Genomic DNA, 26,358 nt, shown 5'->3' on the forward strand with positions numbered 1-26,358 from the left:
CTGGTGGGGCACAATCGGTGCCTATGGAACCCGTCACCCTCGACGCCGACGGCCTGCGGCTGACCGCCTGGGAGCAGCGGCACGTGCCCGATCTCGCGCGGATCTACGCCGACCCGCTGATCGAGCGCTTCCTCGTGATGCCGCTGCCGTGGACCGGGCCGGCCCGCGACCGGTTCGTGGCGACGCAGCGCCGGCACTGGGAGGCGGGGAACCCGCGCTGGGCCGTCGAGGAGGACGGCCGGCTCGTCGGGTCCATGGCCCTGACGAAGTCGTTCCCCGGCGAGATGACCATCACCTACGTGACCGCGCCGTGGGCGCGCGGTCGCGGCGTCGCCCAGCGGGGCATCCGCGCCGCCGTCGCGTTCGGGTTCGAGCGCTTCGGGGCCCGCCGGATCGCGTGGGACGCGATCGTCGGCAACCACGCCTCGCGCCTGGCCGCGCTGCGCACCGGGTTCACCGTCGAGGGGATCGCCCGCGGCGGCGTCAACCAGCGCGGCGCCTCGCGCGACTGCTGGGTCGGCGGGATGCTCCCCGGCGGCGTGCGCGGGCCCGACGACCCGCCGCCGCACTACGCGGTCCTCAAGCGGCAGGCCGCGTTCTTCACCGCGGCGCAGCCGGAGCTGGAGACCGGCGCGGCCGGGCTGCGGCTGCGGGCGCTGCGCCGCGCCGACCTCGACGACGTCGCCGCGGCCTGCGCCGACGAGCGCACGCAGCGGTACACGACGGTGCCGCGCGGGTACACGCGCGCCGACGCCGAGGCGTGGCTCGAGACCTGCCGGCGCATGCGCGACGAGGGCGCCGGGGTCGTGTACGCGCTCGCCGACGAGCACGACCGCTACAGCGGCAGCGTGCAGCTCTCGCTGCGCGAGCCCGGCGAGGCCGAGGTCGGGTACCACGCGGCGCCGTGGGCGCGCGGGCGCGGCTGGACGACGGCCGCCCTCAGGCGCGTGGGCCGGCTCGGCTTCGAGGAGCTGGGTCTGGAGAAGATCGACTGGCGGGCCGTGGTCGGCAACGAGGCGTCGCGCCGCGTCGCCGAGAAGGCCGGGTTCACGGTCGAGGGGACGCGCCGGCGCGTGCGCCACGGCCAGGACGGCCGGGTCGAGATGTGGATCGGGAGCCTGCTCCCCGAAGACCTCGCCTGAGCCGCCCGGCACGGGGCAGATCGCGCAATTCAGACGGCGCAAACGGTTGACGCACCGCGCCCGGCCTGCTTGTCTGGGGACGTGCAATTCTTCGAACCCGTCGAGACGACGGCGTTCGTGCTGCGTCCGGCCGATCCAGAGACGACTGTGGACTGCGGATTCGCGCCCGGCGCCGTCGCGGTCCCGCCCGAGGGCGAGGCGGTCTGGGGCGCCCTGGCCTTCGAGGGGGCCGGCGTCACCGGCGTCCGGTACTGGGTCGCGCCCGAGCGGCGCGGCAAGCACCTGGCGGCGGCGATGCTGCGAGCGGCGGCCCCGGTCGCCTTCCGGTCCGGGGCGCGCCGGCTCGAGGCCCGCCCGCCCGTGCGCGACCAGGCCGCGATCCGCACCGCGATGCGCGCGGGCTTCCGGCCCGACGGCGGGATCGCCCGCGGCGCCGCCTGGGACGGCACCGAGGCGCTGACGCTGGGCCTGCTGCCGGGCGACGGCGCCGGCCCCGCGCCGCGGGTGCTGCCGGACCTGCCGGGCGGGAGCCTCACCGACGGCGTGGTGTCCCTGCGGCCGCTCGCGCCCGGCGACTACGAGGCGCACCTGCGCCACCGCTCCAGCCCCGACGTGTACGCGGGGGCGGCGCTGCCGCTGCCGCCGAGCCCCGCCGAGGCCCGCGAGATGTGCGAGTGGCGGGCCGCGGTCGACTGGCTGCGCGGGCGCAGCGCGCTCATGGTCATCGACGACGGCACCGGCTACCAGGGCACCATCGGGCTCTACGACGTGGCGCGGGTCGTCGGCACCGGCATGATCGGCTACGACCTGCGCGCCTCGGTCCGCGGCCGCGGCTACGCGACCCGGGCCGTGAACCTGGTGCGGCAGTGGGCGTTCCACGAGGTCGGACTGGACCGGGTGTGGGCCGGGACCGACCTGCACAACACCGCCTCGCAGGCGGTGCTGCGCCGCGCGGGCTTCCGGCTCGAGGGCGTGGAGCGCGGCGGGCTGCCGACGCTGGCGGGCCGGCGCCGCGACACGTTGGTGTGGGCTGTGTTGAGCAGCGACTGAGGGTGCAACCCCAAGGGTGGGGCCGGGCGTCGAGGATATAGTTATCGCGTCGCTTCTCTTTGTGGAGGAACCCCCTTTGAAACGCCGGACCTTCGTCGCTGCCTCGGCGACGTCGCTGCTGCCGCTGGCCGCGTGCGCGGAACCCCAGCAGGGGACGTTCACGCCTGCCCCGATCGTGCCCGTGGTGTCGATGGACGCCGTCGACGACCACGACCCCGCCCAGCCGTTCAACCTGTCGGTGGTGGACGGCATCCTCGAAGAGGTCAACGTCACCTCCGACCGCTCCAAGACCATCGAGGGCGAGTTCGCCGAGGACCTGACCACGTGGACCTCCAGCGGCGTGCTCGACGCGGGCTCCGTCCACACCGTCGTCGCGAAGGCCGTCAGCTCCGACGGCACCGTGACCGAGTTCGAGCAGACCTTCTCCACGCAGCGGCGCGAGGGCAGCGGCTTCGCCGTGGCCGACGTGACCCCGATCGTCGAGGGCGAGACGGTCGGCATCGGCGCGCCGATCATCGTGTTCTTCACCGAGGACGCGCCCGACCGCGCCGAGGTCGAGAAGAACCTCAAGGTCGAGTCCGAGCACGGCCACGAGGGCGCCTGGCACTGGATCAGCGACTCCCAGGTGATCTACCGGACCAAGGAGTACTGGCAGCCGTACCAGAAGGTCACCTTCACGGCGAACTTCGAGGGCGTCTTCCTCGGCGGCGACGTGTGGGGCGACGAGAACCACGAGTCCGTCATGGAGATCGGCCGCGCCCAGGAGTCGCACGCCGACCTCGAGACCCACACCATGACCGTGAAGTTCGACGGCGAGGTGGAGAAGGAGATCCCGATCTCCGGCGGGTCCGGCGAGGAGTGGGAGTACTACACCGCCACCGGCGTGCACCTGGTCATGGAGAAGTTCGCGGACAAGACGATGGTCTCGCCCGGCCGCCAGGAGGGCGACGAGGGCTACTACTCGACCGACGTCAAGTGGGCCACGCGCATCAACGCCTCCGGCGAGTTCGTCCACGGCGCGCCGTGGAACGGGAGCCTCGGCTCGGCGAACCTCTCGCACGGCTGCCTGAACGCCAGCGACTCCGACGCCGAGTGGTTCTACGGGATCGCCCAGCGCGGCGACCCGGTCGACGTCAGCGGCTCCCCGCGCGAGATGCCGTGGGACAACGGCTGGGGCTTCTGGATCATGTCCTGGGAGGACTGGAAGTCCGGCTCGGCCCTGGAGGCCTGAACGAGACGCGGGAAGGGGCCCGGGCGGATCGCCCGGGCCCCTTCCGCACGCCGGCGGTCGTCCTAGAGGTCGAGCCTGAGCAGGCCGTAGTCGAAGGCGCGGCGCCGGTACACGACGGACGGGCGGCCGGTCTCCTTGTCGTGGAACAGGTAGAAGTCGTGGCCGACGAGCTCCATGTTCTGGAGGGCGTCGTCGACGGTCATCGGCTCCCCCGGGTGGATCTTCTCGCGCACGATCCGGCCCGGCAGGTGGTCCTCGACGAGGCCGTCGAAGTGGTCGACGTCCTCGGAGATGAAGCGGGCCGTGGCGGCCTTGGCCTCGAGGCCGGGCTCGGCCAGGAGGGTGCCGCCGGTCGGGATGCGGCCGCCGCCGTTCGCGGTGGCCTCGGCCACCGAGATCGGGGCCTTGGTGCCGCCGCGGCTGACGCGCTTGCGGTCGGAGGTCTTGCGGAGCTGGTGGCCGAGCTTGGTGACGGCCAGTTCGAACGCGGACCGGAAGTCCCCCGCGCACGCCTCGGCGCGGATGACGGCGCCCTTGGTGCGGGCCGTGATCTCGACGCGCTGGGCGTGGTCGGCCTGGCGGGGGTTGGGCTCGTGATAGAGCTCGACGTCGATCCTGATCGCCTGCCCGTCGTAGCGGGCGAGGTACTTGGCGATCTTGCCTTCGATCTTCTCCTCGACGAGCTCGCGGTAGTGGTCGGGAACCTCCACGTTGCGGCCCTTGACGACGATGTCCACCTCTGAACCTCCCAGGTGCATCCCCTGCTGCGGCGATGCTGACGTAGTTGCGTGTGCTGGGTCCGGAGCCGAAGATCCGGTACGGCGGATGGCACTCCTCCCTTCACGGACACGACGGCGCGGGGTGGGACGCCTACCCTCAAGGGGGCGTTCACCTTTGGGCCAACTGGCCTCTGCCGTCTCGTTACCGATCTGAGATTTCGAGACTAACCCTTCGGTCACCGAAAGTCGACCCTTCGGCTACCGGAATTCTCCAATGCGAGCGGCCCGCTCCGCATGGAATCAGGGGGAACCGAGATAACTCTTCGCATTCACGCTCGAACCCTCCGATCGGGCTGTCGCCTACACGACACGGACGGGGGTTCACCCCTCCGGCGTCGCGCAAACCCCTCGCGTCCGCCTCACGCCGCGGCGAGCACGATCGCGGCCGGGACGGCGACGCCGGCGGCGCGCAGGGCCCGGGCGGCCGCGGCGAGGGTGGCGCCGGTGGTCACGACGTCGTCGACGAGGACCGCGGGCCGGCCGGCGGCGGCCAGGGCGCGGACGCGGCGGGAGGTGCGGAGGCTGCGTTCGGCGGCCTCGCGGCGCTGGGCGGGGGTGAGGCCGACGGAGTCGGGGCGGGGGCGGGCGCGCAGGCACGGGCGGAGGTCGCCGAGGCCCGCGCAGGCGGCGGCGACGTGGTCGAAGCCGCGGGCGCGGCGGGCCGCGGCGGTGGGCGGGACGGGGACGAGGACCGCGCCGGGGGCCTCGGGTGCGACGACGGCGAGCGCGCCGGCGAGGAGCGCGCCGAGGGCGGGGGCGAGTTCGCGGCGGGCGCGCTCCTTGTACTCGTTGAGCGCTTCGGCGAGCGCCCCGGCGTAGGGCCCGGCGGCGACCGTGGGCGGCGCGGCGTGCAGCGGTGCGGCCAGGCGGGGGCGCAGGGCCCGCAGCTCGGCGGCGCAGTCGGGGCACAGGCCCCGCCAGACGCCGCCGCCCGCCGCCCGGGCGCTCCGGCAGGGGGCGCAGGCGGCGGGCAGGAACAGGTCCCGGGCGTCCTCGATGAGGTTCACGCCGGTCTAACGAGGATCAGGTCCTCAGGGTGACCGCCGGCGGGATGCGGCTGGCGCGCCAGGCGGGGTAGACCCCGGCGACGACGCCGACGACGGCCCCGATGACGGGCCCGGCGGCGAACAGCATCGGCTCGAACACGATCTGCCAGTCCCGGTAGAGGGAGACGACCGCGGTGACGTTCACGCCGAGGACGGTGCCGACGAGGCCGCCGATGAGGCCGATGAGCGTGGACTCCCAGACGAACTGCATCGCCACCGCGCGGCGGGCGGCGCCGACGGCGCGGCGCAGGCCGATCTCGCTGCGGCGCTCCATGACCGAGACGAGCGCGGTGTTGGAGACCGAGACGGCGCCGATGACGAGCGAGACGGCCGCGAGGCCGAGCAGGAGGGCCTGCATCTCGTTCTCGACGCCCTTGCGGAAGTCGCTCAGGTCCGGGGGCTTGGACACGGACAGGTTGTCGGGGCCTTCGGGGAAGACCGCGGTCGGGGCGGTGTCGGCGACCTTGTCGGCGGCGCCGAGGTCGGTGCGGATGTAGACCTGCGCGGGCCCGTAGTCGGCGTCGGCCTCCAGGCACGGGACCGGCGGGATGATCACGGCGCCGGTGAGCTTGGCCTCGCCCTCGGGGGCCCGGTAGACGCCGACGAGCGCGTACTCCTCGCCGCCGATGTAGATCATCGGGCCGCCTTGGAGCGAGTTGTAGCCCAGGTCGCGAGCGGCGGACTCGTCGACGACGGCGACCTGGTCGCCGCGGGCGACGTGGCCCTCGTCGAAGGCGGCGCCCATCGTGAACTCGAAGCCGTACGCGCCCATCGCGCCGGGCTCCATGCCGAAGACGGGGACCTCGCGGACGTAGTCCTGCTCCTCGGTGCGGGAGGCGGCGAGGTCCTGGCCGGAGGCGCACACGATCCCGGCGTCGACGACGCCCTTGATGTCGCGGACCCGCTGGGAGGACTCGAGGGTCGGCGCGTACCCGGCGTCGCGCATGTTGTCGGAGAACGAGACGGTGACCTGGGTGGCCTCGGTCGCGTCGAAGCGCTCGGCGATCGCGGCGGCCGAGGTGGACGAGAGCCCGACGGTGGCGACCGTGGCGGCGATGCCGAGGGCGATGCCGATCGCGGTCATCCAGGTGCGCATCGAGCGCCCGCGCAGGGACTGGAACGCCTCGTAGGCGATGCCCATGCTGCGGACTCCGAAGCGGCCCTTGACCTTCGGGACGGCGTCCGGTTCGGCGCGGCGCTCGGCCCTCGCGGCCCGCGCGGCGGCGCGCCGCGCCCTGCGGCCCCGCGGCCCGTCGCCGCCCTCGCCGCCGTCCGCGCCGGGACCGTCCTCGGTGGAGACGTACTCCAGCAGCTCGGTGTCGGTCTCGGGCCGGCGGGGCTTGCGGGCCATCAGCCGTTCTCCCGGTCGCGCCAGGCGATCACGACCTCGTCGCCGACGGCGAGCTCGCCCTCGACGGGCACGACGACGCCGCGGCCCTCGTGGCGGAGGGTCACGTCGACCTCGACGTGGCGCTCCTCGCCGTCCTCGCCGAGGACGGTGATCATGGTCCGGTCGTCGCTGTCCGTCCACAGTGCCGAGAGCGGCACGATGAGGGCGTCCTCGGCGGAGCGGGCCCGCACGAGCGTGACCTCCTGCTCCTCGCCGGGCGCGAGGTCCTCGAGGCCCTCGATCGCCTCGGCGTCGAACTCGAAGACGGCGTACGTCACCTCGACGGGCTCGCCCTCCTCACCGGTCCACTCGTCGGTCTCGCCGGCCTCCTCGCGGACCTCGAGGTCCCAGCCGCCGACCTCCTGGCCCTCCATGGGGCCGTCGCCGTACTCGAGCTCGGCGTCGTCGCCGAGCTTGCTCAGCTCGGTGGCGGTCTCCTCGTCGAGCTTGGCCTCGAGCTTCCAGTCGCCGGAGGCGAGGACCATGACCGGCTGGTCGGCGGTGACGGGCGCGGACTGCTGCGCGTTGATCTTGGAGACCTGCATCGGCAGGTCCGGCAGGAACACGACCTCCGAGGCGGGCAGGACCACCCGCTCGACGGTGTCGACCTGGGCGCCGCCGGTGTTCTCGTCGCCCTCGGCGCCCTCGTCGCCGGCCCCGGTGTCGCCCTCGCCCTCGGGCTCCTCGGACTCGACCTCCTCGGTGGTGGTCGCGTGGTCGTAGCCGGCGTGGTCGTAGAGCTTCTTCAGGTCCGCGACCGTGCGCGCGTCGAACGTGCCGGTCTTCGGGGTGCCGTAGATCTGCTGGAGCGCCAGCTGGAGCTGCTCGACGTCGGGCCCGGTGTCGCCCTCGGTGAGGTCGCGGTAGGCCGGGACCTCGCCTTCGAGCGCGATCATGGGCCGGCCGGACACCTCCAGGAGCACCGTCCCGGCCTTGACCTCGTCGCCGACCTCGACGGGGATGTCCGAGGCCAGGGCGGTCTCGATCCCCTCGGGGGCGCTCGGCGCGGGGACGTTGAAGTCGCCGGTGCGGTCGAGGACCGCGTCGAAGTCGATCGTGTCGACCAGTTGCTCCTGGTCGACCGGCACGGTGATGATGCTGTCGTCGGGTTCCTCGGTCTCCTCGGCCCGCTGGGCCGGGGTCCGGGCCTGCGCAGCGAAGTACCAGGCGGTGGCCGTCGCCCCGAGCAGCGCCAGCGCGAGCACCCCGCTGACGACATGGCTTTTCGTGAGCCGCATGTTGAAGTCCTCCTCCGCCCCGAAGACGCGTGGAGCGGAGGATCCAGTTGCGGCCGTTTCGTCTCGATTCGGTAACGAGACTTGCGTTCGCCGTACGGGAGCGGTTACGGGACGCTCAGTTGTTCAGGCCGACGGACTTCATGCGGTCCTGGTGGGCGCGGGTGAGGCGGCGCAGGAGCGCGTCGAGGGTGCCGCCGTCGCCGACGATGATGCCGGTGAGCCGCTCGTTGGCGGCGGCCACGCCCTGGGCGCGGTTGATGCCCTCGCCGACGAGGCGGCGGGCCCACAGCGAGAGGCGGCCGGTGACGGACTCGTCGGCCTCGACGGCGGCGCGGATCTCGGCGGCGGCGAGGTCGGCGGCGCCGTTCTCGGCGAGGACGGTCTCGATGACCTCGCGGTCGGCGTCCTCGAGGCTCGAGGAGACGGCGCGGAAGAAGTCGTCGGCGACGGCGTCGCCGAGGTAGACCTTCACCAGCGCCTCGAGCCAGTCGCGGGGCGAGGTGGAGGCGTCGAAGGAGCGGAACGCCTCGCGGAAGGGCGCCATGGCCTCGGCGGGGTCCGCGCCGAGGGCGGTGAGCCGGTCGGCGATGAGGCGGTAGTTGCGAATCTCACCCACGGCCGCCTCCGAGAGGGCGGCGCGCCGGCCGAGGTCGGGGGCGAGGCGGGCGTCGAAGACCATGCGCTCGAACGCGAGCAGCTCCCCGAGGGCAAGCAGCCCAAGGAGTTCGACGACGGCCTCGCGGCTGGGGGCCTCCGGCGCCGGGGCCGGGGTCAAGTCGGGATCAGGAGTCTCGGACACTGGGGCAGGTTACCACTGGACGGATGCGGCCCTCGCCTTCGCGTGGCCTTCGCGGATCGGGCGCTGAGGCGCGTCTTCGCAGGCCAGAAGGGGCGGATTCGGGTGGGCGGGTCCGCCGCGCGCCTCGCCGGGGAACGGCGCGCCGAGACGATGGTGGCGGGAGCGCGTAGGATGGAGGGGAAGGACCGCGGCCCCGAACGGGGCATCCCTGTATCAGCCGGTCCTCAAGCGGTACCGGTTTCTGCACCGGGCCGCTCCTGCGAAGCGGCGACTCACCGAATCCGGCGGTCGTCGCCGCTGTGTAACGAGACATGATGTGGCGCCGAGTTCCCCGGATCTGGTGACGTCCTCCGCCACGAGGTGAACAGAGTGAACGAAGTGAACAACGACCGGCCCCAGAACGACGGGCCGACTTTCGCGGCCCTGGGCATTCGGGAAGAGACCGTCGAAGCGCTTGCGGCGCTTGGCATCGAGCGGGCCTTCGCGATCCAGGAGTACGCGATCCCCATCGCCCTGCGGGGCTCCGACATCATCGGCCGCGCCCCCACGGGCACCGGCAAGACCTTCGGGTTCGGCCTGCCGATCATCGACCGGATCACCTCCGCCGAGGAGGGCGCCAGTGGCAAGCCGCAGGCGCTGATCCTGGTCCCGACGCGCGAGCTGGGCCTCCAGGTGGCCCGCGACCTCGAGGACGCGGGCAAGACCCGCTCGATCCGGGTCCTGCCGATCTACGGCGGCCGCGCCTACGAGCCCCAGGTCGAGGCGCTGAAGGCGGGCGTCGACATCATCGTCGGCACCCCCGGGCGCCTGCTCGACCTCTACAAGTCCAAGCACATCAAGCTGGACGCGATCGCGCACTGCGTGCTCGACGAGGCCGACCGCATGCTCGACCTCGGCTTCTCCGAGGACGTCGAGAAGATCCTCAAGCTGCTCCCCGAGCAGCGCCAGACGATGCTGTTCTCGGCGACGATGCCCGACACGATCATGTCGCTGTCGCGCCGGCACATGAACCGCCCGATCACCGTGGCGGCCGACGTGAGCGCCCCGGACCTCGAGGCCGCGAACAACACCCGGCAGCTGGTCTACATGACCCACGCGATGAACAAGGTCGAGGTCGCCGCCCGGATCCTCCAGGCGAACGGCCGAGGCCTGACGATCATGTTCTGCCGCACCAAGCGCGCCGCGCAGAAGCTCGCCGACGAGCTCGACTTCCGCGGCTTCGCGGTCGGGTCGGTCCACGGCGACCTGGGCCAGAACGCGCGCGAGCGGGCCCTGCGGGCCTTCCGCTCCGGGAAGATCGACGTGCTCGTCGCCACCGACGTGGCCGCGCGCGGCATCGACGTCCCCGACATCACGCACGTGATCAACTTCGACGCGCCCGAAGAGGCCGAGACGTACGTCCACCGCATCGGCCGCACCGGCCGCGCGGGCGCGACCGGCATCGCCGTCACGTTCCTGACGTGGGAGGACCTGCCCCGCTGGAAGATCATCGTCAAGGCGAACAGCCTCGACCTCGGCGAGCCGCAGGAGACGTACCACACCTCCGAGCACCTCTACACCGACCTGGACATCCCCGAGGGCGCCCCGCCGGCGCTCCCGAGCGAGCTCCGCAAGCGCGACGGCCTGAGCGCCGAGCGCGAGGAGGACGTCGAGGGCGAGCCCCGCAAGAAGGGCCGCGGCCGCGGTCCCCGCGGACGGGGTCGAGGGCGCGGCGAGAGCGACCGCGGTCGCGGCGCCGGCCGCGGCGGCGAGTCCCGCGCCGAGGCCGACCAGGGCGCCGCCGAGGCGCCCCGCAGCCGCCAGCGCCGCCGCATCCGCACGGACGAGGACGCCGCGCCGCGCGAGGCGCAGCGCCAGGAGGTCCCGGCCCAGCGCACCGAGCCCGCCGCCGACGGCGACGCCCCGGCCCGCCGGCGCCGCCGCCGTCGCCGCCCCACGGGCGGCAACGACCGCCAGGCCCCGAGCCAGGACTAGGCGAACGAACGACGCCGCGGGTGGTGTCGCCTCGATCGAGGCGACACCACCCGCGGCGTCTGGTCATATCCGCTCCGCGCCCGGCGCTACGCTTCCGTCATGAGCGACAGCGAGGAGCCCTACACCGGTCCGCCGGTGAACGTGCCGCCGCCGCCCGGGTGGCGGGTCGAGGCCGTGGCGCTGCCCGGTGAGCCGCGGCGGATGCCGCCGCAGGACCACGCCGCGATCGACGCGGCCGAGCAGCGGGCGCGGCTGGTGACGCAGTGGATGACGCTGGTCGCCGTCGCCGCGATGTTCACCGTGCTCATCATCGGGCTCGTCGACTTCTGAGCGCGCGAAGGGCCCCGCCGCGCGGCGGGGCCCTCGCTCGTCCCGGCTCAGGACTGGACGGTGCCGCCCCACACCATCTCGGCGCCCGTGTGCCCGGCCTTGAACAGCAGCCAGGCGGCCAGGACCAGGAGCCCGAGGGCGATCGCGCCGATGACGAACATGATGATCCTGCGGCCGGTCGCGGCCGGGTCGTCGGAGGACGCCGCCGGGGCCTCGCCGTCCTCCGAGCGGGCGGGCTTCGGGGCGTCGCCGTTGCGGAGCAGCGCGGCGCGGCGGCCGCGGTCGAGGCCGGCGAACAGGAACCACACGGGGATCAGGGCCACGAGCGTCCACAGGAGCCAGTAGCCGTAGTCGTGGTGCTGCCGGACCGCGTCGGGCCAGCCGTCGGGGTACAGGTAGTCCGCCAGCTGCTGGCCGGCGAAGATCGAGCCGTACGCGGACGCGGGGGCGAGGAGCACCAGGACCGCCACGGCCCAGCCGACCCGCTGGCGCAGCGGGGGGATGAACAGGTAGCCGGCGCCCAGGATCGCGAGCAGGCCCACCAGGATGATCGGCGCGTGCACCGCCAGCGGGTGCAGCGGCAGGTCGAGAATCGTCGTCATAGGGTTTATTGAACCCTAAAGTGATCACCAGGCGGAAGCACCGGCAGAACTTTCGAAGAGTTCGACGTAGCTCATGACGGCGTCGGCGATGAGCTGCACCGCGATCGCGGCCAGCAGCACGCCCGCGATGCGCGTCAGGACCTCGATGCCGCCGCGCCGCAGGATCTTCACCAGCAGCCCCGAGAACCGCATCACCAGGTAGATCAGGAAGTGGATCACCACGATCGCGAGCGCGATCCACAGGTAGTCCCCAGAGGACGGCGCCTGCTGCACGAACAGGATCACCGCCACGATCGCGCCCGGCCCGGCCAGGAGCGGGGTCCCCAGCGGCACGAGCGCGATGTTCGACGTCGCCGCCTCGTTCGGGTCGTCGGCCTTCCCCGTGAGGAGCTGGAGGGCGACCAGGAGCAGCAGGAGCCCGCCGGCGCCCTGGAGCGCGGCGAGGTCGATGTGGAGGTACGAGATGATCTGCTGCCCGAGCAGCGCGAACAGCGAGATCACGCCCAGCGACAGCAGGGTCGCCTGGAGCGCGGCCCGGTTCCGCTCGCGCTTGTCCATCGTCCCGGTCAGGGCCAGATAGATCGGCACGATGCCGGGCGGGTCCATGATGACGAAGAGCGTCACCATCACGGTCAGCAAGTATTCGAGTCCACCCACGCAGCGAGTATGTCAAGTCCGCCAGGTCACAGCCGCGGATTCGGCGCCTCGTGTTACGTGGGGCTCAGCGGGGCGTCACGCCGCCCCTCACCCCGGTCACTCCGGGGGCCGGAAGTCGAGCACCGGCCCGACCGCGCCCGCCGGGGGCGTCAGCATCGAGACGGCCGGCTCGGATCCGGTGTAGTCCACCAGGATCCAGGTGGCGTCGCCGCGGCTGTAGCTCAGCTCCCAGCGCCCCGACGGGTCGTACTGGATGTAGTCGGCCTGGTAGAACCGGTCCTCGTACTCCCCCAGGTCGGCGGCTTCAGGAGTGGTGAACATGCTGTCGGTCGTGCCCGACAGTTTGGCGACGGCGGCGTCCACGAGGCCGACCGCCTCCTCGTCGCCCGAGGCCTCCAACAGCGAGGTCTGGACGAACTCCGAGCCGGACTCGCCGCAGTCCTCGCCGACCTGCGCCAGTCCGCCGCCCGGTTCGAGGTCCGCCACGCAGACGAACGTCGGGTTGGAGTGGTCCACGATCACCGCGGACTCGTACCCGGCCTGGCCCACCGAGGCCAGGTTCCAGTCGTACTGCTCGTCGAAGTGCCAGGTCTTCGACTCGCCCGCGGTCGTGGACCACAGGTCCGCCGTGAACACGGTGGTCGAGTCGCTCCAGTCGTTCAGGGTCAGCTCGAAACTGGTGGTGAACTGGGTCGTCGTCGCCTCGCCGGAGATCAGCGCGCTGGTGATCTCGTAGTCCTCCTCGGTGACCTCCGCGTTCGGGGTCACCATCGCGAACTCGGTCGCGGCCCCGTTGACCACGTTGTACGTCGAGTCCGACGGCCAGGCCATGGCGATGCTCTCGGTCCCGTCGAGGGTCATGAGCTCGGTCGTCTGCGCGGCGTGCGACACGACGAGGTAGCCCTCCTCGAGGCGCCAGACCTCCTGCGAGGCGTCCTCGAGCGGCAGCACCTGGGCGGAGTCCGCCGCCTGCTGCGTCATCAGGTCGACGCGGTCGCCGTCCTCGTTGATGACCTGGTAGGCGCCGTCGCCGTCCTGGACCACGAACTCCATGCCGAGCTCGTTGCGGACCTCGGCGGTGGTCGTGTCGGCGGCGCTCGGGGCCTGGTCGTCGCCCTTCAGGAGCGGGTGGAGCACGAACGCGCCCGCGCCGAGCACGAGGAGGCCGGCGCCGCTCGCGGCCGCGGCCACGCGCCGGCGGCGCCGGATGCGGTGCGCGCCGGCGATGGCGAGGTCGGCCAGGGCCGGGTCGTCGACCGTCGCCGGGGCGCGCTCGGCCTGCTCGGCCAACCCGCTGCGCAGGAGGGCCTCGATGTCCCCGTTCACGCAGCCTCCCTCGGTTCCATGGCGACGCCGAGCGCGGACGCGGGCGTGCCGAGCCGCTTGCGCATCCCCGCGAGCGCGCGGGACGCCTGGCTCTTGACGGTGCCGATCGAGATGCCGAGGATCTCGGCGATCTGGGCGTCGGAGCGGTTCTCGTAGTAGCGGAGGACGAGGACCGCGCGCTGGCGCTTGGGGAGGGCCGTGATGTGGCGCCACATGGCGTCGCGGACGGCGGAGTGCTCGGTGAAGTCGCGGGAGAGGTCGGCCCGGTCCTCGAAGACCTCGGTGGGCTTCTCGCGGTTGGACCGCTTGCGCCACCAGGAGGCGTTCGTGTTGTAGAGGATGCGGCGGGCGTAGGCGTCGATCGAATCAGTCGTCCTGATCCGGCTCCACGCCAGGTAGGTCTTCGTCAACGTCGTCTGCACCAGGTCCTCCGCTGTAGCCCAGTTGCCCGTCAGGAGATACGCCGCACGGTGCAGCGCGGCTGAGCGCGCCGCCACGTACTCGCGGAACTCCTCGTCCTGAGACGATTTGACCTCGCTCACGCGTCTCCCTGGGGGGGTCCGAACAACAGACGACATACCCCCGGTGGAAAGTTGCCCCGTAGGGCGGAATTCTGCCAAAAGATGGGTGTCATCGGCAACCGAGGGCTGGTGCAAAGGCGAGTATACGAAGTAGGTGCAACCCGCCGCCTCCCGGATTCATGCCACGAGTCGCCCGTCTCCGGGCCGGGACGCGGCGCACCCGCCGGCGCGGGCCGGCGGGTGCGGGTGCGGCGACGGGTCAGGCGCCCTCGGCCTTGGCGGGCGCGGCGGGCTCCTCTTCGGGGATGAGGTCCTCCTCGGGTTCGGCCATGCGCTCGTCGACGGCCTCGGGCTCGTACATCTCCTCGCACATCTGGAGGTAGAGCTCGTTCGGGTTCGGCAGGTGCGGGACGTTCCGCAGCGCCTGGTCCTGGCCGGCGGACTCGATGATGAACTCGCCGTAGTTGAGCATGCGGCCCATCGGCGTCTGCGAGTACTTCATGTCGGTGACGCGGCCGAGCGGCATCATGGCGACCGAGCGGGTGATGACCCCCTGGATCAGCATGATCCGCTTGTTGGTGAGGATGAACCGGTCCATGTACCAGTCGAGGATCTTCCAGCCGACGAAGCCGAGGATCAGCAGCCAGACGATGACGGTGACGGACAGGGCCGTGTCGCGGTTCTCGTTGTCCCACTTCGTGAGCATGCCGGAGGCGAGGCCCATGATGAAGGTCGCGAGGGTGCCGATGATGTACCAGGGCATGAGGTGCACCCAGTGGCGGCGCCACTCGCCGCGGTACTTCTCGGTCGGGAAGAGGTAGCGGGCGGAGATCGGGGACGGGACGTCGGGGACGGCGGGGGCGCGCACACCGGAGAGCAGGCCCCCGGCGGGGCTGTCGTCGAAGCGGACGCCGTCGATGTCGGCGGCCGCGGACGCGGGGGCTCCCGGGGCGGCGACGCCGGGCGGGAACTGGAACTCGCGCGTGGGGGACTCGGCTCCCGGGGCGGGGCCGTCGGAGGGGGCGCGGGGGCTGGGAGGTTCCAGCGGCTCGGTGTCCTTCTTGTCCCCCGAGCCGCCTGCACCGGAATCGGTCATGGTGCGACCGTCATCCAGTCACCAGGTTCGTGAAGAACGCTGCGAAACCGTTTGCGGCATCGAGGATTCCGCCGGCGAGCGATCCTACGACCCCGCTGGCTTCATCCGGCCTGAAGGCAACAAAGAAAACCAGGAACGCGAGCCCGCCCCAAGTCAGAATCTTCTTCACCATTCCTCACCCCTCCCGTCAAAGGGTCCTGGCCGAACGTTCGTCTGGCGCAGGCTGGCACGAGTCTACCGTACGAGCATGACTCGGCTTTCAGTTTTGCGACTGGCCCCGGAGGCGCGAGCCGAGGGGCCGATCGTCGGGGGCCAGTGTAACGACATCGTTCCACTTTCGCCCGACTCCGCCTATCTACCAGCGGAATAACCTATTCGTTTGTGACACCGGCGAGCTTACCCCAAGTCACGTTCCCTTGGCTCAATGTAGGCGCATCGCCCCCGCCGACCCCAGGGAAGCGTCAGGTATCCGACACTGCACGATCAGGAGTCAGGAGGAGGGGCGCTGTCCGAACACGTGTTCCCTCACCCACGCGTGCATGGCGATCCCGCTGGCGACGCCGGCGTTGATCGAGCGCGTCGATCCGAACTGGGTGATCGAGCAGACCATGGCGCACGCCTCGCGCACCGGCCCGGACAGGCCGGGGCCCTCCTGGCCGAAGACGAGGACGGCCTTGCGCGGCAAGGAGGCCGTCTCGATCGGGACCGAGCCGGGCAGGTTGTCGACGCCGACGACGGCGAGGCCCTCGGCGCGGGCCCAGGCGGTGAAGTCCTCGACGGTGGCGTGGTGCTCGACGTGCTGGTAGCGGTCGGTGACCATCGCACCGCGGCGGTTCCAGCGGCGCTTGCCGACGATGTGGACGGTCTTCGCGAGGAAGGCGTTCGCGTTGCGCACGACGGTGCCGATGTTGAAGTCGTGCTGCCAGTTCTCGATCGCCACGTGGAAGTCGTGGCGGCGCTCGTCGAGGTCGGCCACGATCGCCTCGCGGGTCCAGTAGCGGTAGCGGTCGACCACGTTGCGGCGGTCGCCTCCGCGCAGCAGGTCCGGGTCGTAGCGCTCGTCCTGCGGGAGCGGTCCCTCCCAGGGGCCGACCCCGACCTCCATGGCGTCCTCTTCGTTCACGCCGACCATTGGAGCACAGCGCGGCACGCGGGGGCCGGGGCCCGGGAGCGGGAGTGCGCGGGGCATGGCGCCGCCCCGGCGGCTACGGGGGAAACCGACCGGGGCGACACGAAACATACTAACGACCACACGGCTGCGATCGGGCACACACCCATTTGAATTCCCTTGCCGCAGAAGGAAAACGGGGTATCAGTGGCCCCACGTCACTCCGATTTCCACTCGTCTCAGCGCGCGGCCAGGAACGCGCGGAGCGCGTCGGGGTTGGCGAGGGCGTCGCGGGCGACGGCCTCGTCGGGCCGGACGCCTTTGAGGATCTTCTTGACGGGGACCTCGACCTTCTTGCCGGACAGGGTGCGCGGGATCTCGGGGACCTGGCGGACCTCGTCGGGCACGTGCCGGGGCGAGAGCTGCTCGCGCAGCGCCGACAGGAGGCGCCGGCGCAGGTCGTCGTCGAGCGTCGCGCCCTCCTTCAGGGCCACGAACAGCAGCAGCCGGTCCTTGTCGGCGTCGTCGAGGTGGACCACGAGGGAGTCGGCCACGCCCTCGACGGCCTCGACGACGGCGTAGAACTCGGCGGTGCCCATGCGCACGCCGCCGCGGTTCAGGGTCGCGTCCGAGCGGCCGGAGATGACCGCGGAGCCGCGCTCGGTGATGGTGATCCAGTCGCCGTGGCGCCAGATGCCCGGGAAGTCGGTGAGGTAGGTGTCGCGGTAGCGGTGCTTGAGCGGGTCGCCCCACAGGCCCACCGGCATCGACGGCATCGGGGAGGCGATGACGAGCTCGCCCTCGCGGCCGATCCCGGGGCGGCCCTCGGGGTCGAAGGACTGGACGTCGGCGCCCAGGCACCGGCAGGAGAGCTCGCCGCGCCAGACCGGGACCGTGGGGGCGCCGCCGACGAAGCCGGTGCACAGGTCGGTGCCGCCCGAGAGCGACTGGAGCTGCGCGGTCGCGCTGACCGACTCGTACACGTAGTCGAAGCCGACGGCCGGGAGCGGGGCGCCGGTGGAGCCGATGCCGCGCAGGCGGGAGAGGTCGGCCTCCTCGGACGGCTTGATGCCGCGGGCGCGGCAGGCCATGAGGAACGGCGCGCTCGTGCCGAAGAAGGTGGTGCCCGACACCTCGGCGAGGCGCCACATGCCGGCCGGGTCGGGCATCCCGTCGAACAGGACCACGCCGGCGCCCACGATCGGCGCGGACACCAGGTAGTTCCACATCATCCAGCCGGTCGTGGAGTACCAGAAGAAGCGGTCCCCGACCCCGAGGTCGTGGTGGAGCGAGTGCATCTTCGCGTGCTCGATCGCCATGCCGCCGTGGGAGTGCACGATCGCCTTCGGCAGGCCCGTGGTGCCCGAGGAGTACAGGATGTAGAGCGGGTGGTCGAAGGTGAGCGCCTCGAACGCCACGCCCTCGTCGTAGGCGCAGAACCGGTCCCAGGGCTCGCCGTCGACGGCGGCCTCCGGGTCGAGGTACGGGAGCATCACGAGCGAGCCGAGCCCTTCGAGGCCGCGCACGACGCGGCGCACGTCCTCGGTGCGGTCGACCGACTTGGGGCCGTACCGGTAGCCGTCGACGGCGACGAGGACCTTCGGCTCGATCTGCGCGAAGCGGTCGAGCACGGCCTTGGCGCCGAACTCGGGGGCGCAACTGGAGAAGACCGCGCCGAGGCTCGCGGCGGCGAGCATGAGCGCGAACGTCTCGGGGATGTTCGGCATCCAGGCCGCGACCCGGTCGCCGCGGCGCACCCCGTGGGCCACGAGCCCGGCGCGGGCGCGGGCGACGGCCTCGCGCAGCTCCGCAAGGGTCCACTCGACCGGCTCGCGGGTGTCGGAGTAGGCGCGCACGAGCACGTCGTCCTCGGCGACGCCGGGGGCGGTGAGGACCGCGCGCGCGTAGTTGAAGGTCTCGTCGGGGAACCACACCGTGTCCGGCATGGCCTCGTCGGCGAGCACCCGGTGCTCCGGGACGGTGGCGCCGAGGCCGAAGTACTCCCACACCGCGCCCCAGAACGGGCGCAGGTGCTCGACCGAGTACCGCCACAGCGCCGGATAGGAGGTGAGGTCGCGCTCCTCCCGGCGCGACAGCCACTGGCCGAAGCGCCCGATGTTCGTCGACTCCACCGCGTCAGGGCGCGGCAGCCACAACACCTCGCTGGTCACGATCGCCTCCCGGTCTCCACCGCACTGTGGTCCACGGCACTATCGTGGCACGGTTCGGGTTTCGGCCCGCCCGCGGGGGATCGTTTGCGCGCTTTCGTCGATAAGCCCGTTTTCGCCTGGGGCAGTTCGTCCTCGATGTACCGCTCGCGCGTGACGTACAGGCCGGAGAGGAACAGGACGACCGCCAGGACGGCGAGCAGCGTGAACGGGACCGTCCAGGACGCGGTGAGGCCGTAGACCCAGCCGACCGCGAGCGGTCCGGCCCCGGCGAGCAGGTAGCCGCCCGACTGCGCGAAGGAGGACAGCGCGCTGGTCCCGGCCGGGGTGCGGGCGCGCAGCCCGAACAGGGTCAGGATCAGCGGGAACACCGAGGTGCCGATGCCGAACAGCACCATCCACAACCACGTGAGCGGGCCGCCGCCGGCCAGCCACAGGCCCGCGATCGCGGGCGGGTAGCAGGCCATGAGCACCAGGAACGTCGGGCGCGGGCCCCAGCGGACGGTGAGGATCGGGACGACGACCGACACGGGGATCTGCACCATCGTGAGCAGGCCGAGCATCGAGCCGGCCGCGGCCGCGGACATGCCGTCGGCCGCGAGGATCGTCGTCGTCCAGCCCATGAGGATGTACGCGATCGCCGACTGCGCGCCGAAGAGGAGGAGCATCGTCCACGCCAGGCGCGAGCGGCGGGCGCCGTCGAGGTGCGCGACCGGCTGGGCGCCGGGTGCGGCCGGGGCCGGCCGCCACAGCAGCCACGGGACGATCGCGACGAGCGCGGGCAGCGCCCACGCGGCGAGCGCGAGCCGCCAGTCGCCGGCCAGGTGCTCGATCGGGGCCGTGGCCGCGGCGGCGACGGCGGTGCCGACCGCGAGCGTCGTCGAGTACGCGGTGGTCATGACCCCGATGCGGTCGGGGAAGTAGCGCTTCACGATGACCGGGACCGCGACGTTCCCGATCGCGCCCGCGGCCAGCGCGAACAGGCTGAACAGCAGGAACAGGGCGGTGTTCGGGGCGTACGCGCGGGCGACGAGGCCGGCGCTCATCGCCAGGAGCGCGCCGGTGAGCAGCGCCCGGGGCCCGAAGCGGCGGGCCAGGCGCGGGGCGAGCGCGCCGAGGCCGGCGAACGCGAGCACCGGGAGGGTGGTGAGGAGCCCGGCGACGGTCTCGGACATGCCGAGGCCCCCGCGCAGTTCGGCGAGGATCGCGCCGACGCTGGTGACGGCGGTGCGGAAGTTGAAGGCGGCGAGGACGACGCCGGCGACCAGGAGCCATGCAAACTGACGGCCCGCGGGCGTCGCCGCGGGGCCCGCTGCGGGGTCCGGGGCGGCGATCTCGGCCGCGGGCGGGGGGACGGGGTGCTCGGCGGCGTCGCCGGGGCGCGCGTGGGCGGTGGCATCGGTCGTCACGGAGGACGGCTCCTTCCGAGGCCGGGGTGTTCACGGTAGGCAGGTGCCGGCAATCGCTGTCCAAGCCGCCGGGAGGAGTGCCGGGGCGTCGAGGCTGAACCGATTCACGGCAGGCCGGGCAGGGTCCTCGGCAGCCGGGATAGAATCGAGACAATTCATAGGATGAATTGACGGCCTGTCAACGGTATCGCGACGGCTGTCTGCTTTAATCCTCCTAGTGTCAGGAAACACGCACCCCCCATGGCGGGCCCCCGCAAGCCATGGCAGCGATCCGGAAGGTCAGGTCCGCCAGTGGCATTGCAGTCGACACGCAAGTCCGCCCTCGTCGATCAGGTGATCGAGCAGCTGCGGCAGCAGATCAGCGACGGCGAGTGGGGCCTCGGATCGCGCATCCCGACCGAGAGCGAACTCGCCGAGCTCCTCGGCGTCGGCCGCAACACCATCCGCGAAGGCGTCCGCGCGCTCGCCCACGCCGGACTCCTGGAGATCCGGCAGGGCGCCGGGACGTTCGTGGTCGGCCGCAGCGAGGTCACCGCGGCCGTGCGCCGCCGCATCGCCGCCAGCCCGGCCTCCGACGCGATGGAGGTCCGCCGCGGCCTCGAGGTCGAGGCCGCCCGCCTCGCCGCCCACCGCCGCGACGAAGCCGACATCACCCGCCTGCGCATCCTCCTGTCCGAGCGCGAGGCCACGCACGAGGTCAACGACACCGAGGCGTTCATAGCGGCCGACATCGCCCTCCACCAGGCCGTGGCCGAGGCCAGCCACAACAAGCTCCTCGCCGAGCTCTACTCCGAGCTGGCCGACTCGCTGCGCGAGACCGTCCGCGCCGGCCTGGGGCCGAACCTGGCCGAGGAGCCCCACATCGACCACACCCGCGCGATCGAGGCGATCATCGCCGGGGACGCCGACCTCGCCGCGGCCGAGACCGCCGCGTACCTCCGGCTGCTCGTGGACGACTGATCGCCCTGAACTTCACAGCCGCCCCGCGAACCGCGGGAAGGCGACGGACCGGGAGATAGAGTCGACACTGCCGTTCGAACGACCGGCACCGAGAGGAGCCCCAATGCGCCTGTCCGCCCGCGTCGACTACGCCCTGCGCGCCGCCGTGGCCCTGGCCGGATACGGGGACCGGTGGGTGTCGGCCGAGCAGATCGCCGAGGACCAGGGGATTCCGCGCAAGTTCCTCGAGTCGATCCTGCTCCAGCTGCGCCGCGGCGGCATCGCCACCTCCAAGCGCGGCTCCGAGGGCGGCCACCAGCTCGCCAGGTCCGGCGACCAGATCAGCCTCGCCGACGTCATCCGGGCCGTGGACGGCCCCCTCGTCGGCGTCCGCGGCGAGCGCCCCGAGCAGGTCGCCTACACCGGGACCGCGGCCGCGCTCACGAACGTGTGGATCGCCCTGCGCGTCTCCGAGCGGAACATCCTCGAGTCCGTCTCGCTCGCCGCGGTCGCCGGCGACGACCTGCCCACCTCGGTGACGAAGCTCCTCGAAGACCCGGACGCCTGGGTCATCCGCGACTGACCAAGCGCCCCGCGCCCGCACCGGCTCTGCCAGAATCGGGGCGTGAAGATCCCTGACCTGGGGGCCTGGTGGGACCGGACGCTGCTGTCCATGCGGACGCGGTCCAACCTGGTCGACCACGCCTGGCGCGCGGGCGAGCGCTACGGCGAGGTCCACTGCGGCCAGCTCGCGGCCGCCATCTCCTACTACGCGTTCTTCGCGGCGTTCTCGATGTCGCTCCTGGCGCTGGCGATCTTCGGCTACCTGCTGAACTTCCCCGACATCTACCGGTCCGTGGAGCAGTGGCTGTCGACGAACCTGCCGGTGATCGACATCGGGGTCCTGGAGAGCTCGCGGCGCTCGGTGACGATCTTCGCCGCGGTGGCGCTGGTGGTGGCCGGCGTGGCGTGGGTGCAGTCGGTGCGGGCCTCGATCCGGCTGGTGTGGGGGCTGGACGCGCAGCCGGGGAACCCGTTCCTGCGGTGGGCGATCGACCTGGCGATCCTCATCGGCGTCTCGATCCTGCTGCTCATCACGATCGGCGCGACCGCGGGCGCGGAGTTCGTGCTCGCGTGGCTGGACTGGGACGAGGCGACCGGGAACCTGGCGCTGCCGGTGCGCGCGGTCTCGGTCCTGGTGGGCCTCATCGCGAACGCGCTCCTGGCGGCGGTGCTGCTCCAGGCGCTCCCGCGCGTGGTGATGCTGCCGCGCCGGGTGGTGTGGGTGTCGATCGCGGTGTCGGTCGGGATGGAGCTGCTCAAGACCGTGGGGCGCATCTACGTGCTGCACGTCTCCGACCGGCCGGCCTACCAGGCGGTGACGACCGCGGTCGGCCTCCTCCTGTTCCTGTACCTGTTCAACGTGATGCTCCTGGCGGCCGCGGCGTGGACGGCGACATCCTTGCGCGGCAAGGCGATCGACCTGTACGAGCGGGCCGCGATCCCGAACGGGGCCGGGCGGCTGTTCGGGACCGGGGAGCACCGGCGCGTCGACGACGACGGCTGACGGCCCGGGCGCTCGCGCCCGGGCCGCCGGTGTCGCGGTGCGCCTAGGCGACGGCGCAGACGCGCCCGTTCATGAGGAACATGCCCGGGTCGTGCGGGTCGCCGGTGCCCTGGAAGCCGATCTGCCTCGTCTGGCCGGGCTTGAGCGGGAAGTTCCAGAACGCCGGGTCGGCCGCCATGGCCCCGCCGTCGATCGCGATCTCGCCGCCCCAGTCGTGCTGGACGGACTCGACGCCGCCGGACCTCCAGCGCAGGTCCCACTCGTCGATGTCCGCGTCGCCGGTGTTGGTCACCTTGATCTGGACGACGAAGCCGGTGTCCCAGTCGGCGGCGACCCGGTAGTCGACCTCGCAGGAGGCCGCGGCGTACGGCGCGGCGGCCGCGTCGCGGGTCGGCCCGTAGGCGACGGCCTCGTGGTCGGGGGCCGCCATGTCGTAGCCGATGAAGTAGCTCGGCCACGGCGGCTGGTTGTACGAGACGTTCTGCCAGGAGACCGCGAGGCGGTACTGCGGGTCGTGCATGAGGGTCGGGAGCGCGTGCTCGGTCGGGATGGTGGTGGTGAAGATCCGCACGCCGTCGTTGGACTCCTTGCGGAGGACCACCTCCTCGCGCCAGTCGCCGAGGAGGTCGGCGCTGAGGACCGGGTTGCCCTTGGTGCCGTTGTTGGTGTGGACCCCTTCGGGGGTGAAGATCTCCTCCTGGGTCCCGGTCGCGGGGTCCCATTCGGCGATGAACGGGTACAGCGGCGTGTAGTTCGGCTCGTCGAAGACGTGGTCGAGGATCTCGCGGCCGAGGTCGCCGTCCCACCAGACCATGAAGTTCGCGGAGGGGATCGTGTTCCCGATGAGGGTGCCGTCGGCCGCGTGCAGCGCGCCTTCGCGGGAGTTCCATGCGCCCGTGGTCGACACGGTCCAGCACTCGGCCCCGGGGTAGGCGGGGTCGATGTCGCCGCAGGCGCCGCGCCCGGTGTCGCGGGTGCCCGGGACCGACCAGAGGAGCTCGGCGGTGTCGGCGTCGCGGAAGACCGCGGCGCGGTCGCCCGAGCAGCTCATACACTCGAAGGGGCTGAAGATCTCCAGGCCCTCGTTCGACGGGTCGAAGTCGGAGACGTGGAGGGCGTCGCCGTGGCCCAGGCGCGTCGAGTACAGCGGGGTGCCGTCGTCGTTGATCGTCATGGCGCCGAACACGATCTCGTCGCGCCCGTCGCCGTCCACATCGGCCACGGACAGGTTGTGGTTGCCCTGGCCGGCGTAGGCGCCGCCCCAGCGGTCGGAGCTGAAGGTCCAGCGCTTGGGCAGGTTGTCGCCGTCCCAGTCCCAGGCGGTGATCTCGGTCTTGGCGTAGATGCCGCGGTTGGTGATGAGGGACGGGTGGACGCCGTCGAGGTAGGCGACGGCGGCCATGAGCCGGTCGCCGCGGTTGCCGTAGCAGTCGCCCCACGAGCAGATGTCGCCGCGCGCCGGGGAGAAGTCGACCGTCTCCATGGCGGCGCCGGTCTGGCCGTTGAAGACCGTGAGGAACTCCGGGCCTTCGAGGATGCGGCCGGAGGCGTTGCGCCAGTCCGCGTCGGCGTCGCCGATCACGGCCCCTTCGCCGTCGACGGTGCCGTCGGCGGTCTTGAGCGCCACCTCGGCCCGGCCGTCGGAGTCGAGGTCGTAGGCGACGAGCTGCGTGTAGTGGGCCCCGGCGCGGATGTTGCGGCCGAGGTCGATGCGCCACAGCAGCTCCCCGGCGAGCGTGTACGCGTCGACGTAGACGTTCCCGGTGTAGCCGCTGTGGGAGTTGTCCTTCGCGTTCGAGGGGTCCCACTTCTGGACGAGCTCCACGGCGCCGTCGCCGTCGAGGTCGGCCACGGTGGCGTCGGTGGGCGCGTACGTGTAGGCGACGCCGTCGGGGGTGGTGCCGCCGGCGGGGCGCTGCATGTCGACGTCGACGTACTGGTCGCCCCACACCGTGAACGCCGCGGTGTACCCGGTCTCGACGCCTTCGGCGACGGTCGCGATCCAGTAGGTGGAGTTGGCGGTGCCGCCGGCGTCGGTGAGGTTCGTCAGCGCGGTGGGCTCGGGCGTGAGGAGCCGGCCGTCGCGGTAGACGTTGAACGCGGTGCCCGCCGGGTCGTTCGCGAGGCTGCGCCAGGAGACGTAGTTCCCGTCCTCGACGGCGACGGCGACCGGCGCGCGGTCAAGGCTCTCGACCCGCTCGGCGCAGTCGGCGCACGGCTCGTCGGGGCCTTCGCCGCCGGAGCCGGGGACGTCGCCGATCCTGGTGAGCTCCAGGCCGTTCAGGTGCCCGGTCTGGCCGGAGACGGTGACGTCGAGCCGGCCGTCCTCGACGACGATGCCCTCGAAGTCCTTGGTGAGGACCGACCGCGAGGCGGCGTTCGCGGCGCCGTAGTCGACGCCCTCGAACGCGAGGTTGGAGCGGGCGGAGCCGATGTAGTCGCCGGTGAAGACGCGCGCGGTGTAGAGGCCGTCGGCGACGTCGACCGCGAACTCGTAGCTCCCGCCGAACCAGGCCACGAAGTCGCTGCCGACCGGGTCGGCCGCGACGCCGCGGTCGCGGTCGATCGCGCTGGTCATGTCCGTGGTGAAGCCGTAGCCGCGCTCGGCGGTGTACGCGGTGCCGCGGTTGACCTCGGTGTAGCCGGGGGCCACGGTCTGGCTCGCGGGCCCGAAGTCGTACTTGAAGCCGGCGGTCGCGGTCGTGACCTGGAGCGTCTCGGAGTGGGCGGACTCGCCGCGGCCGTTGACGGCGGCCACGGCGAACTCGTAGGCGGTCTCCTCGGCGAGGCCGGAGACGCGGCCGGTGCCGACGGTGGCGGTGGAGCCGAGGCGCCATTCTCCGCCCGGTTCGCGCACGTAGACGCGGTAGATGTCGGCGTCGTCCTGGTCGGTCCAGGTGAGGGTGACGCTGGCGTTGGCGATCACGGCGGCGGTCAGGCCGGTGGGCGCGGCCGGGACGTCGGCCGGGGGCGCGACGTCGACCACGTGCTCGCTCAAGGGGAGTCCCAGGGTCGCGGTCTCCTCGGCGACGAGCCGGGCCATCTGGATGGCGCCGTACTCCTGGAAGTGGGTGTCGTCGGCGGTGCCGTTGGGCCGGTTCGGGTAGACGCCCGCGGGGACGTGCAGGAACACCGACTTGGCCTCTTCGGGGCCGATCTCGTTCAGGTAGGCGCGGGAGGAGGCCGAGAGGTCGACCATGGCGACGCCGGTCTCCTCGTGGAGCTCGTGGACCTTCTGCACGTACTCGGGGAAGGACGTGTTGAACTCGCCGGTCCCGGCATCGAAGCTGCGCCGCGACACGGGGGTCACGAGGACCGGGATGGCGCCCTTGGCGATCGCGCCCGCGATGTAGTGGTCGCGCAGGTAGGTCTTGTAGTCCTCGGGCGGGGTGTACCGCTCGGGGACCGAGGCGGTGGCGTCGTTGTGCCCGAACTGGACGAAGAGGTAGTCGCCGGGCTGGATCTCGTCCAGGATGGCGTCGAGGCGGCCCTGCTCGATGAAGGAGCGCGAGGAGCGGCCGCCGATCGCGTGGTTCGCGATGGTGACCTCCTCGTCGAAGTAGCGGTCGATCACCTGGCCCCACCCGGCCTGCGGCTCCCAGTAGGGGTCGTAGGTCTGGACGGTGGAGTCGGAGGCGAGGTAGACGGTGATGCCGTCGTCGTCCTGGGCCTGGGACGGGGAGCCCGCCGAGAGGACGCCGGCGAGGGCGGTCGCGCCGGCCGCGACGAGCGCCGCCGCGCGGCGCCAGGGGGGTCGAGGAGTCATGGGCCTCATGTTCACTTCCGTAGTGAGAGGAGGGTGCTCGCCCGGCGCACCTGAATGAATCGTTTCAATCGTGCGGGAGACGGCGGGGCAAGCGTTTACTACTTCCGGGACGGTACCGAGTGGATCGGAGAAAGTCAATACATGTCGATACCTGTCGGGCCTCGCGCCTGGTCGCGGGGTCCGGGCTCACGGCCCGAAGCCGGGCAGGCCCGCCGCGGGT

At 72.1% G+C, this 26,358-nt stretch carries 23 protein-coding genes; 8 read left to right on the forward strand and 15 right to left on the reverse strand.

From position 1 onward, the window contains the following. The first annotated feature begins 23 nt into the window (after positions 1 to 23). The 3 genes from EIW28_RS19865 (at position 24) to EIW28_RS19875 (ending at position 3,423) form a co-directional block, all read left to right on the forward strand. Positions 24 to 1,142 (forward strand): GNAT family N-acetyltransferase, encoded by a 1,119-nt coding sequence (locus tag EIW28_RS19865; RefSeq protein WP_125249441.1) that lies wholly within the window; start codon positions 24 to 26, stop codon positions 1,140 to 1,142. An 81-nt stretch (positions 1,143 to 1,223) separates the two neighbouring features. Beyond that, positions 1,224 to 2,192 (forward strand): GNAT family N-acetyltransferase, encoded by a 969-nt coding sequence (locus EIW28_RS19870; protein WP_125249442.1) that lies wholly within the window; start codon positions 1,224 to 1,226, stop codon positions 2,190 to 2,192. A 76-nt stretch (positions 2,193 to 2,268) separates the two neighbouring features. Beyond that, positions 2,269 to 3,423, forward strand: coding sequence for an Ig-like domain-containing protein (locus EIW28_RS19875; protein WP_125249443.1), 1,155 nt, complete (start codon positions 2,269 to 2,271; stop codon positions 3,421 to 3,423). Positions 3,424 to 3,485: 62 nt separating this feature from the next. Here the strand turns inward: EIW28_RS19875 and hpf are convergent, their stop codons facing one another. The 5 genes from hpf to EIW28_RS19900 form a co-directional block, all read right to left on the reverse strand. Next, the gene (gene hpf, locus EIW28_RS19880) at positions 3,486 to 4,160 is read right to left on the reverse strand and encodes a ribosome hibernation-promoting factor, HPF/YfiA family (protein ID WP_125249444.1); all 675 of its coding nucleotides are present in this window, start codon (positions 4,158 to 4,160) and stop codon (positions 3,486 to 3,488) included. 401 nt (positions 4,161 to 4,561) lie between these two features. Further along, positions 4,562 to 5,209 (reverse strand): ComF family protein, encoded by a 648-nt coding sequence (locus EIW28_RS19885; RefSeq protein ID WP_125249445.1) that lies wholly within the window; start codon positions 5,207 to 5,209, stop codon positions 4,562 to 4,564. A 16-nt stretch (positions 5,210 to 5,225) separates the two neighbouring features. Continuing rightward, positions 5,226 to 6,599 carry an ABC transporter permease gene (locus EIW28_RS19890; protein WP_125249446.1) on the reverse strand — a complete coding sequence of 458 codons (1,374 nt, stop codon included), beginning with the start codon at positions 6,597 to 6,599 and terminating at the stop codon, positions 5,226 to 5,228. Then, positions 6,599 to 7,876, reverse strand: coding sequence for an efflux RND transporter periplasmic adaptor subunit (locus EIW28_RS19895; protein ID WP_125249447.1), 1,278 nt, complete (start codon positions 7,874 to 7,876; stop codon positions 6,599 to 6,601). The genes EIW28_RS19890 and EIW28_RS19895 overlap by 1 nt, the downstream gene beginning before the upstream one ends. Before the next feature lie 115 nt (positions 7,877 to 7,991). Next, positions 7,992 to 8,675: a ferritin-like fold-containing protein gene (locus tag EIW28_RS19900; protein WP_197717376.1), complete on the reverse strand. Its 684-nt coding sequence runs from the start codon at positions 8,673 to 8,675 to the stop codon at positions 7,992 to 7,994. Positions 8,676 to 9,044: 369 nt separating this feature from the next. Between EIW28_RS19900 and EIW28_RS19905 the strand changes: the two genes are divergently transcribed. Both EIW28_RS19905 and EIW28_RS19910 read left to right on the forward strand, forming a co-directional pair. After that, on the forward strand, positions 9,045 to 10,649 hold the full coding sequence (locus tag EIW28_RS19905) for a DEAD/DEAH box helicase (protein ID WP_232014063.1): 1,605 nt from the start codon (positions 9,045 to 9,047) through the stop codon (positions 10,647 to 10,649). A 99-nt stretch (positions 10,650 to 10,748) separates the two neighbouring features. Then, positions 10,749 to 10,979, forward strand: a complete 231-nt coding sequence (locus EIW28_RS19910; RefSeq protein ID WP_125249449.1) for a hypothetical protein — start codon at positions 10,749 to 10,751, stop codon at positions 10,977 to 10,979. 47 nt (positions 10,980 to 11,026) lie between these two features. On the opposite strand, the gene EIW28_RS19915 is transcribed toward EIW28_RS19910, so the two are convergent. From EIW28_RS19915 to EIW28_RS19950, 9 genes are all read right to left on the reverse strand, one after another. Then, entirely contained in the window at positions 11,027 to 11,581 is a 555-nt protein-coding gene (locus tag EIW28_RS19915; protein ID WP_125249450.1) for a hypothetical protein, read from the reverse strand. 24 nt (positions 11,582 to 11,605) lie between these two features. Next, positions 11,606 to 12,238, reverse strand: a complete 633-nt coding sequence (locus tag EIW28_RS19920) for a MarC family protein (RefSeq protein WP_232014064.1) — start codon at positions 12,236 to 12,238, stop codon at positions 11,606 to 11,608. A gap of 96 nt (positions 12,239 to 12,334) precedes the next feature. Further along, positions 12,335 to 13,564 carry a hypothetical protein gene (locus EIW28_RS19925; RefSeq protein ID WP_125249451.1) on the reverse strand — a complete coding sequence of 410 codons (1,230 nt, stop codon included), beginning with the start codon at positions 13,562 to 13,564 and terminating at the stop codon, positions 12,335 to 12,337. Continuing rightward, entirely contained in the window at positions 13,561 to 14,106 is a 546-nt protein-coding gene (locus tag EIW28_RS19930; RefSeq protein ID WP_197717377.1) for a SigE family RNA polymerase sigma factor, read from the reverse strand. Before EIW28_RS19930 ends, EIW28_RS19925 begins: the two co-directional genes overlap by 4 nt. 238 nt (positions 14,107 to 14,344) lie before the next feature. After that, entirely contained in the window at positions 14,345 to 15,181 is an 837-nt protein-coding gene (locus EIW28_RS19935; RefSeq protein WP_125249453.1) for a PH domain-containing protein, read from the reverse strand. Between the two features lie 10 nt (positions 15,182 to 15,191). Beyond that, positions 15,192 to 15,350 carry a hypothetical protein gene (locus EIW28_RS24525; RefSeq protein ID WP_187350640.1) on the reverse strand — a complete coding sequence of 53 codons (159 nt, stop codon included), beginning with the start codon at positions 15,348 to 15,350 and terminating at the stop codon, positions 15,192 to 15,194. Between the two features lie 321 nt (positions 15,351 to 15,671). Further along, entirely contained in the window at positions 15,672 to 16,313 is a 642-nt protein-coding gene (locus EIW28_RS19940) for a TrmH family RNA methyltransferase (protein ID WP_125249512.1), read from the reverse strand. A gap of 215 nt (positions 16,314 to 16,528) precedes the next feature. Continuing rightward, the gene (locus EIW28_RS19945; protein WP_232014066.1) at positions 16,529 to 18,460 is read right to left on the reverse strand and encodes an acetoacetate--CoA ligase; all 1,932 of its coding nucleotides are present in this window, start codon (positions 18,458 to 18,460) and stop codon (positions 16,529 to 16,531) included. Continuing rightward, entirely contained in the window at positions 18,457 to 19,866 is a 1,410-nt protein-coding gene (locus EIW28_RS19950) for an MFS transporter (RefSeq protein WP_232014067.1), read from the reverse strand. The genes EIW28_RS19945 and EIW28_RS19950 overlap by 4 nt, the downstream gene beginning before the upstream one ends. Positions 19,867 to 20,157: 291 nt before the next feature. Here EIW28_RS19950 and EIW28_RS19955 point away from each other — a divergent pair, with 291 nt between their 5' ends. The 3 genes from EIW28_RS19955 to EIW28_RS19965 all read left to right on the forward strand — a co-directional run bounded on the left by EIW28_RS19955 (position 20,158) and on the right by EIW28_RS19965 (position 22,372). Beyond that, positions 20,158 to 20,826, forward strand: a complete 669-nt coding sequence (locus tag EIW28_RS19955; protein ID WP_125249454.1) for a FadR/GntR family transcriptional regulator — start codon at positions 20,158 to 20,160, stop codon at positions 20,824 to 20,826. A 103-nt stretch (positions 20,827 to 20,929) separates the two neighbouring features. Beyond that, positions 20,930 to 21,388 carry an RrF2 family transcriptional regulator gene (locus EIW28_RS19960; protein ID WP_125249455.1) on the forward strand — a complete coding sequence of 153 codons (459 nt, stop codon included), beginning with the start codon at positions 20,930 to 20,932 and terminating at the stop codon, positions 21,386 to 21,388. Positions 21,389 to 21,430: 42 nt separating this feature from the next. Further along, the gene (locus EIW28_RS19965; RefSeq protein ID WP_125249456.1) at positions 21,431 to 22,372 is read left to right on the forward strand and encodes a YihY/virulence factor BrkB family protein; all 942 of its coding nucleotides are present in this window, start codon (positions 21,431 to 21,433) and stop codon (positions 22,370 to 22,372) included. A gap of 43 nt (positions 22,373 to 22,415) precedes the next feature. Here EIW28_RS19965 and EIW28_RS19970 read toward each other — a convergent pair whose 3' ends face one another. Then, positions 22,416 to 26,138, reverse strand: coding sequence for a rhamnogalacturonan lyase family protein (locus EIW28_RS19970; RefSeq protein ID WP_158630474.1), 3,723 nt, complete (start codon positions 26,136 to 26,138; stop codon positions 22,416 to 22,418). Positions 26,139 to 26,358: the final 220 nt, after the last annotated feature.

It is taken from the genome of Glycomyces terrestris, assembly GCF_003933745.1.
Lineage (GTDB): Bacteria > Actinomycetota > Actinomycetes > Mycobacteriales > Micromonosporaceae > Glycomyces > Glycomyces terrestris.

Excerpts from the sequence above, each read along its gene's own strand:
- EIW28_RS19910 (WP_125249449.1), top strand. The coding sequence starts at position 10,749 with ATGAGCGACAGCGAGGAGCCCTACACCGGTCCGCCGGTGAACGTGCCG.
- EIW28_RS19960 (WP_125249455.1), top strand. The coding sequence starts at position 20,930 with ATGCGCCTGTCCGCCCGCGTCGACTACGCCCTGCGCGCCGCCGTGGCC.
- EIW28_RS19865 (WP_125249441.1), top strand. The coding sequence starts at position 24 with ATGGAACCCGTCACCCTCGACGCCGACGGCCTGCGGCTGACCGCCTGG.
- EIW28_RS19940 (WP_125249512.1), bottom strand. The coding sequence starts at position 16,313 with ATGGTCGGCGTGAACGAAGAGGACGCCATGGAGGTCGGGGTCGGCCCC.
- EIW28_RS19935 (WP_125249453.1), bottom strand. The coding sequence starts at position 15,181 with ATGACCGATTCCGGTGCAGGCGGCTCGGGGGACAAGAAGGACACCGAG.
- EIW28_RS19915 (WP_125249450.1), bottom strand. The coding sequence starts at position 11,581 with ATGACGACGATTCTCGACCTGCCGCTGCACCCGCTGGCGGTGCACGCG.
- EIW28_RS19890 (WP_125249446.1), bottom strand. The coding sequence starts at position 6,599 with ATGGCCCGCAAGCCCCGCCGGCCCGAGACCGACACCGAGCTGCTGGAG.
- EIW28_RS19970 (WP_158630474.1), bottom strand. The coding sequence starts at position 26,138 with ATGACTCCTCGACCCCCCTGGCGCCGCGCGGCGGCGCTCGTCGCGGCC.
- EIW28_RS19895 (WP_125249447.1), bottom strand. The coding sequence starts at position 7,876 with ATGCGGCTCACGAAAAGCCATGTCGTCAGCGGGGTGCTCGCGCTGGCG.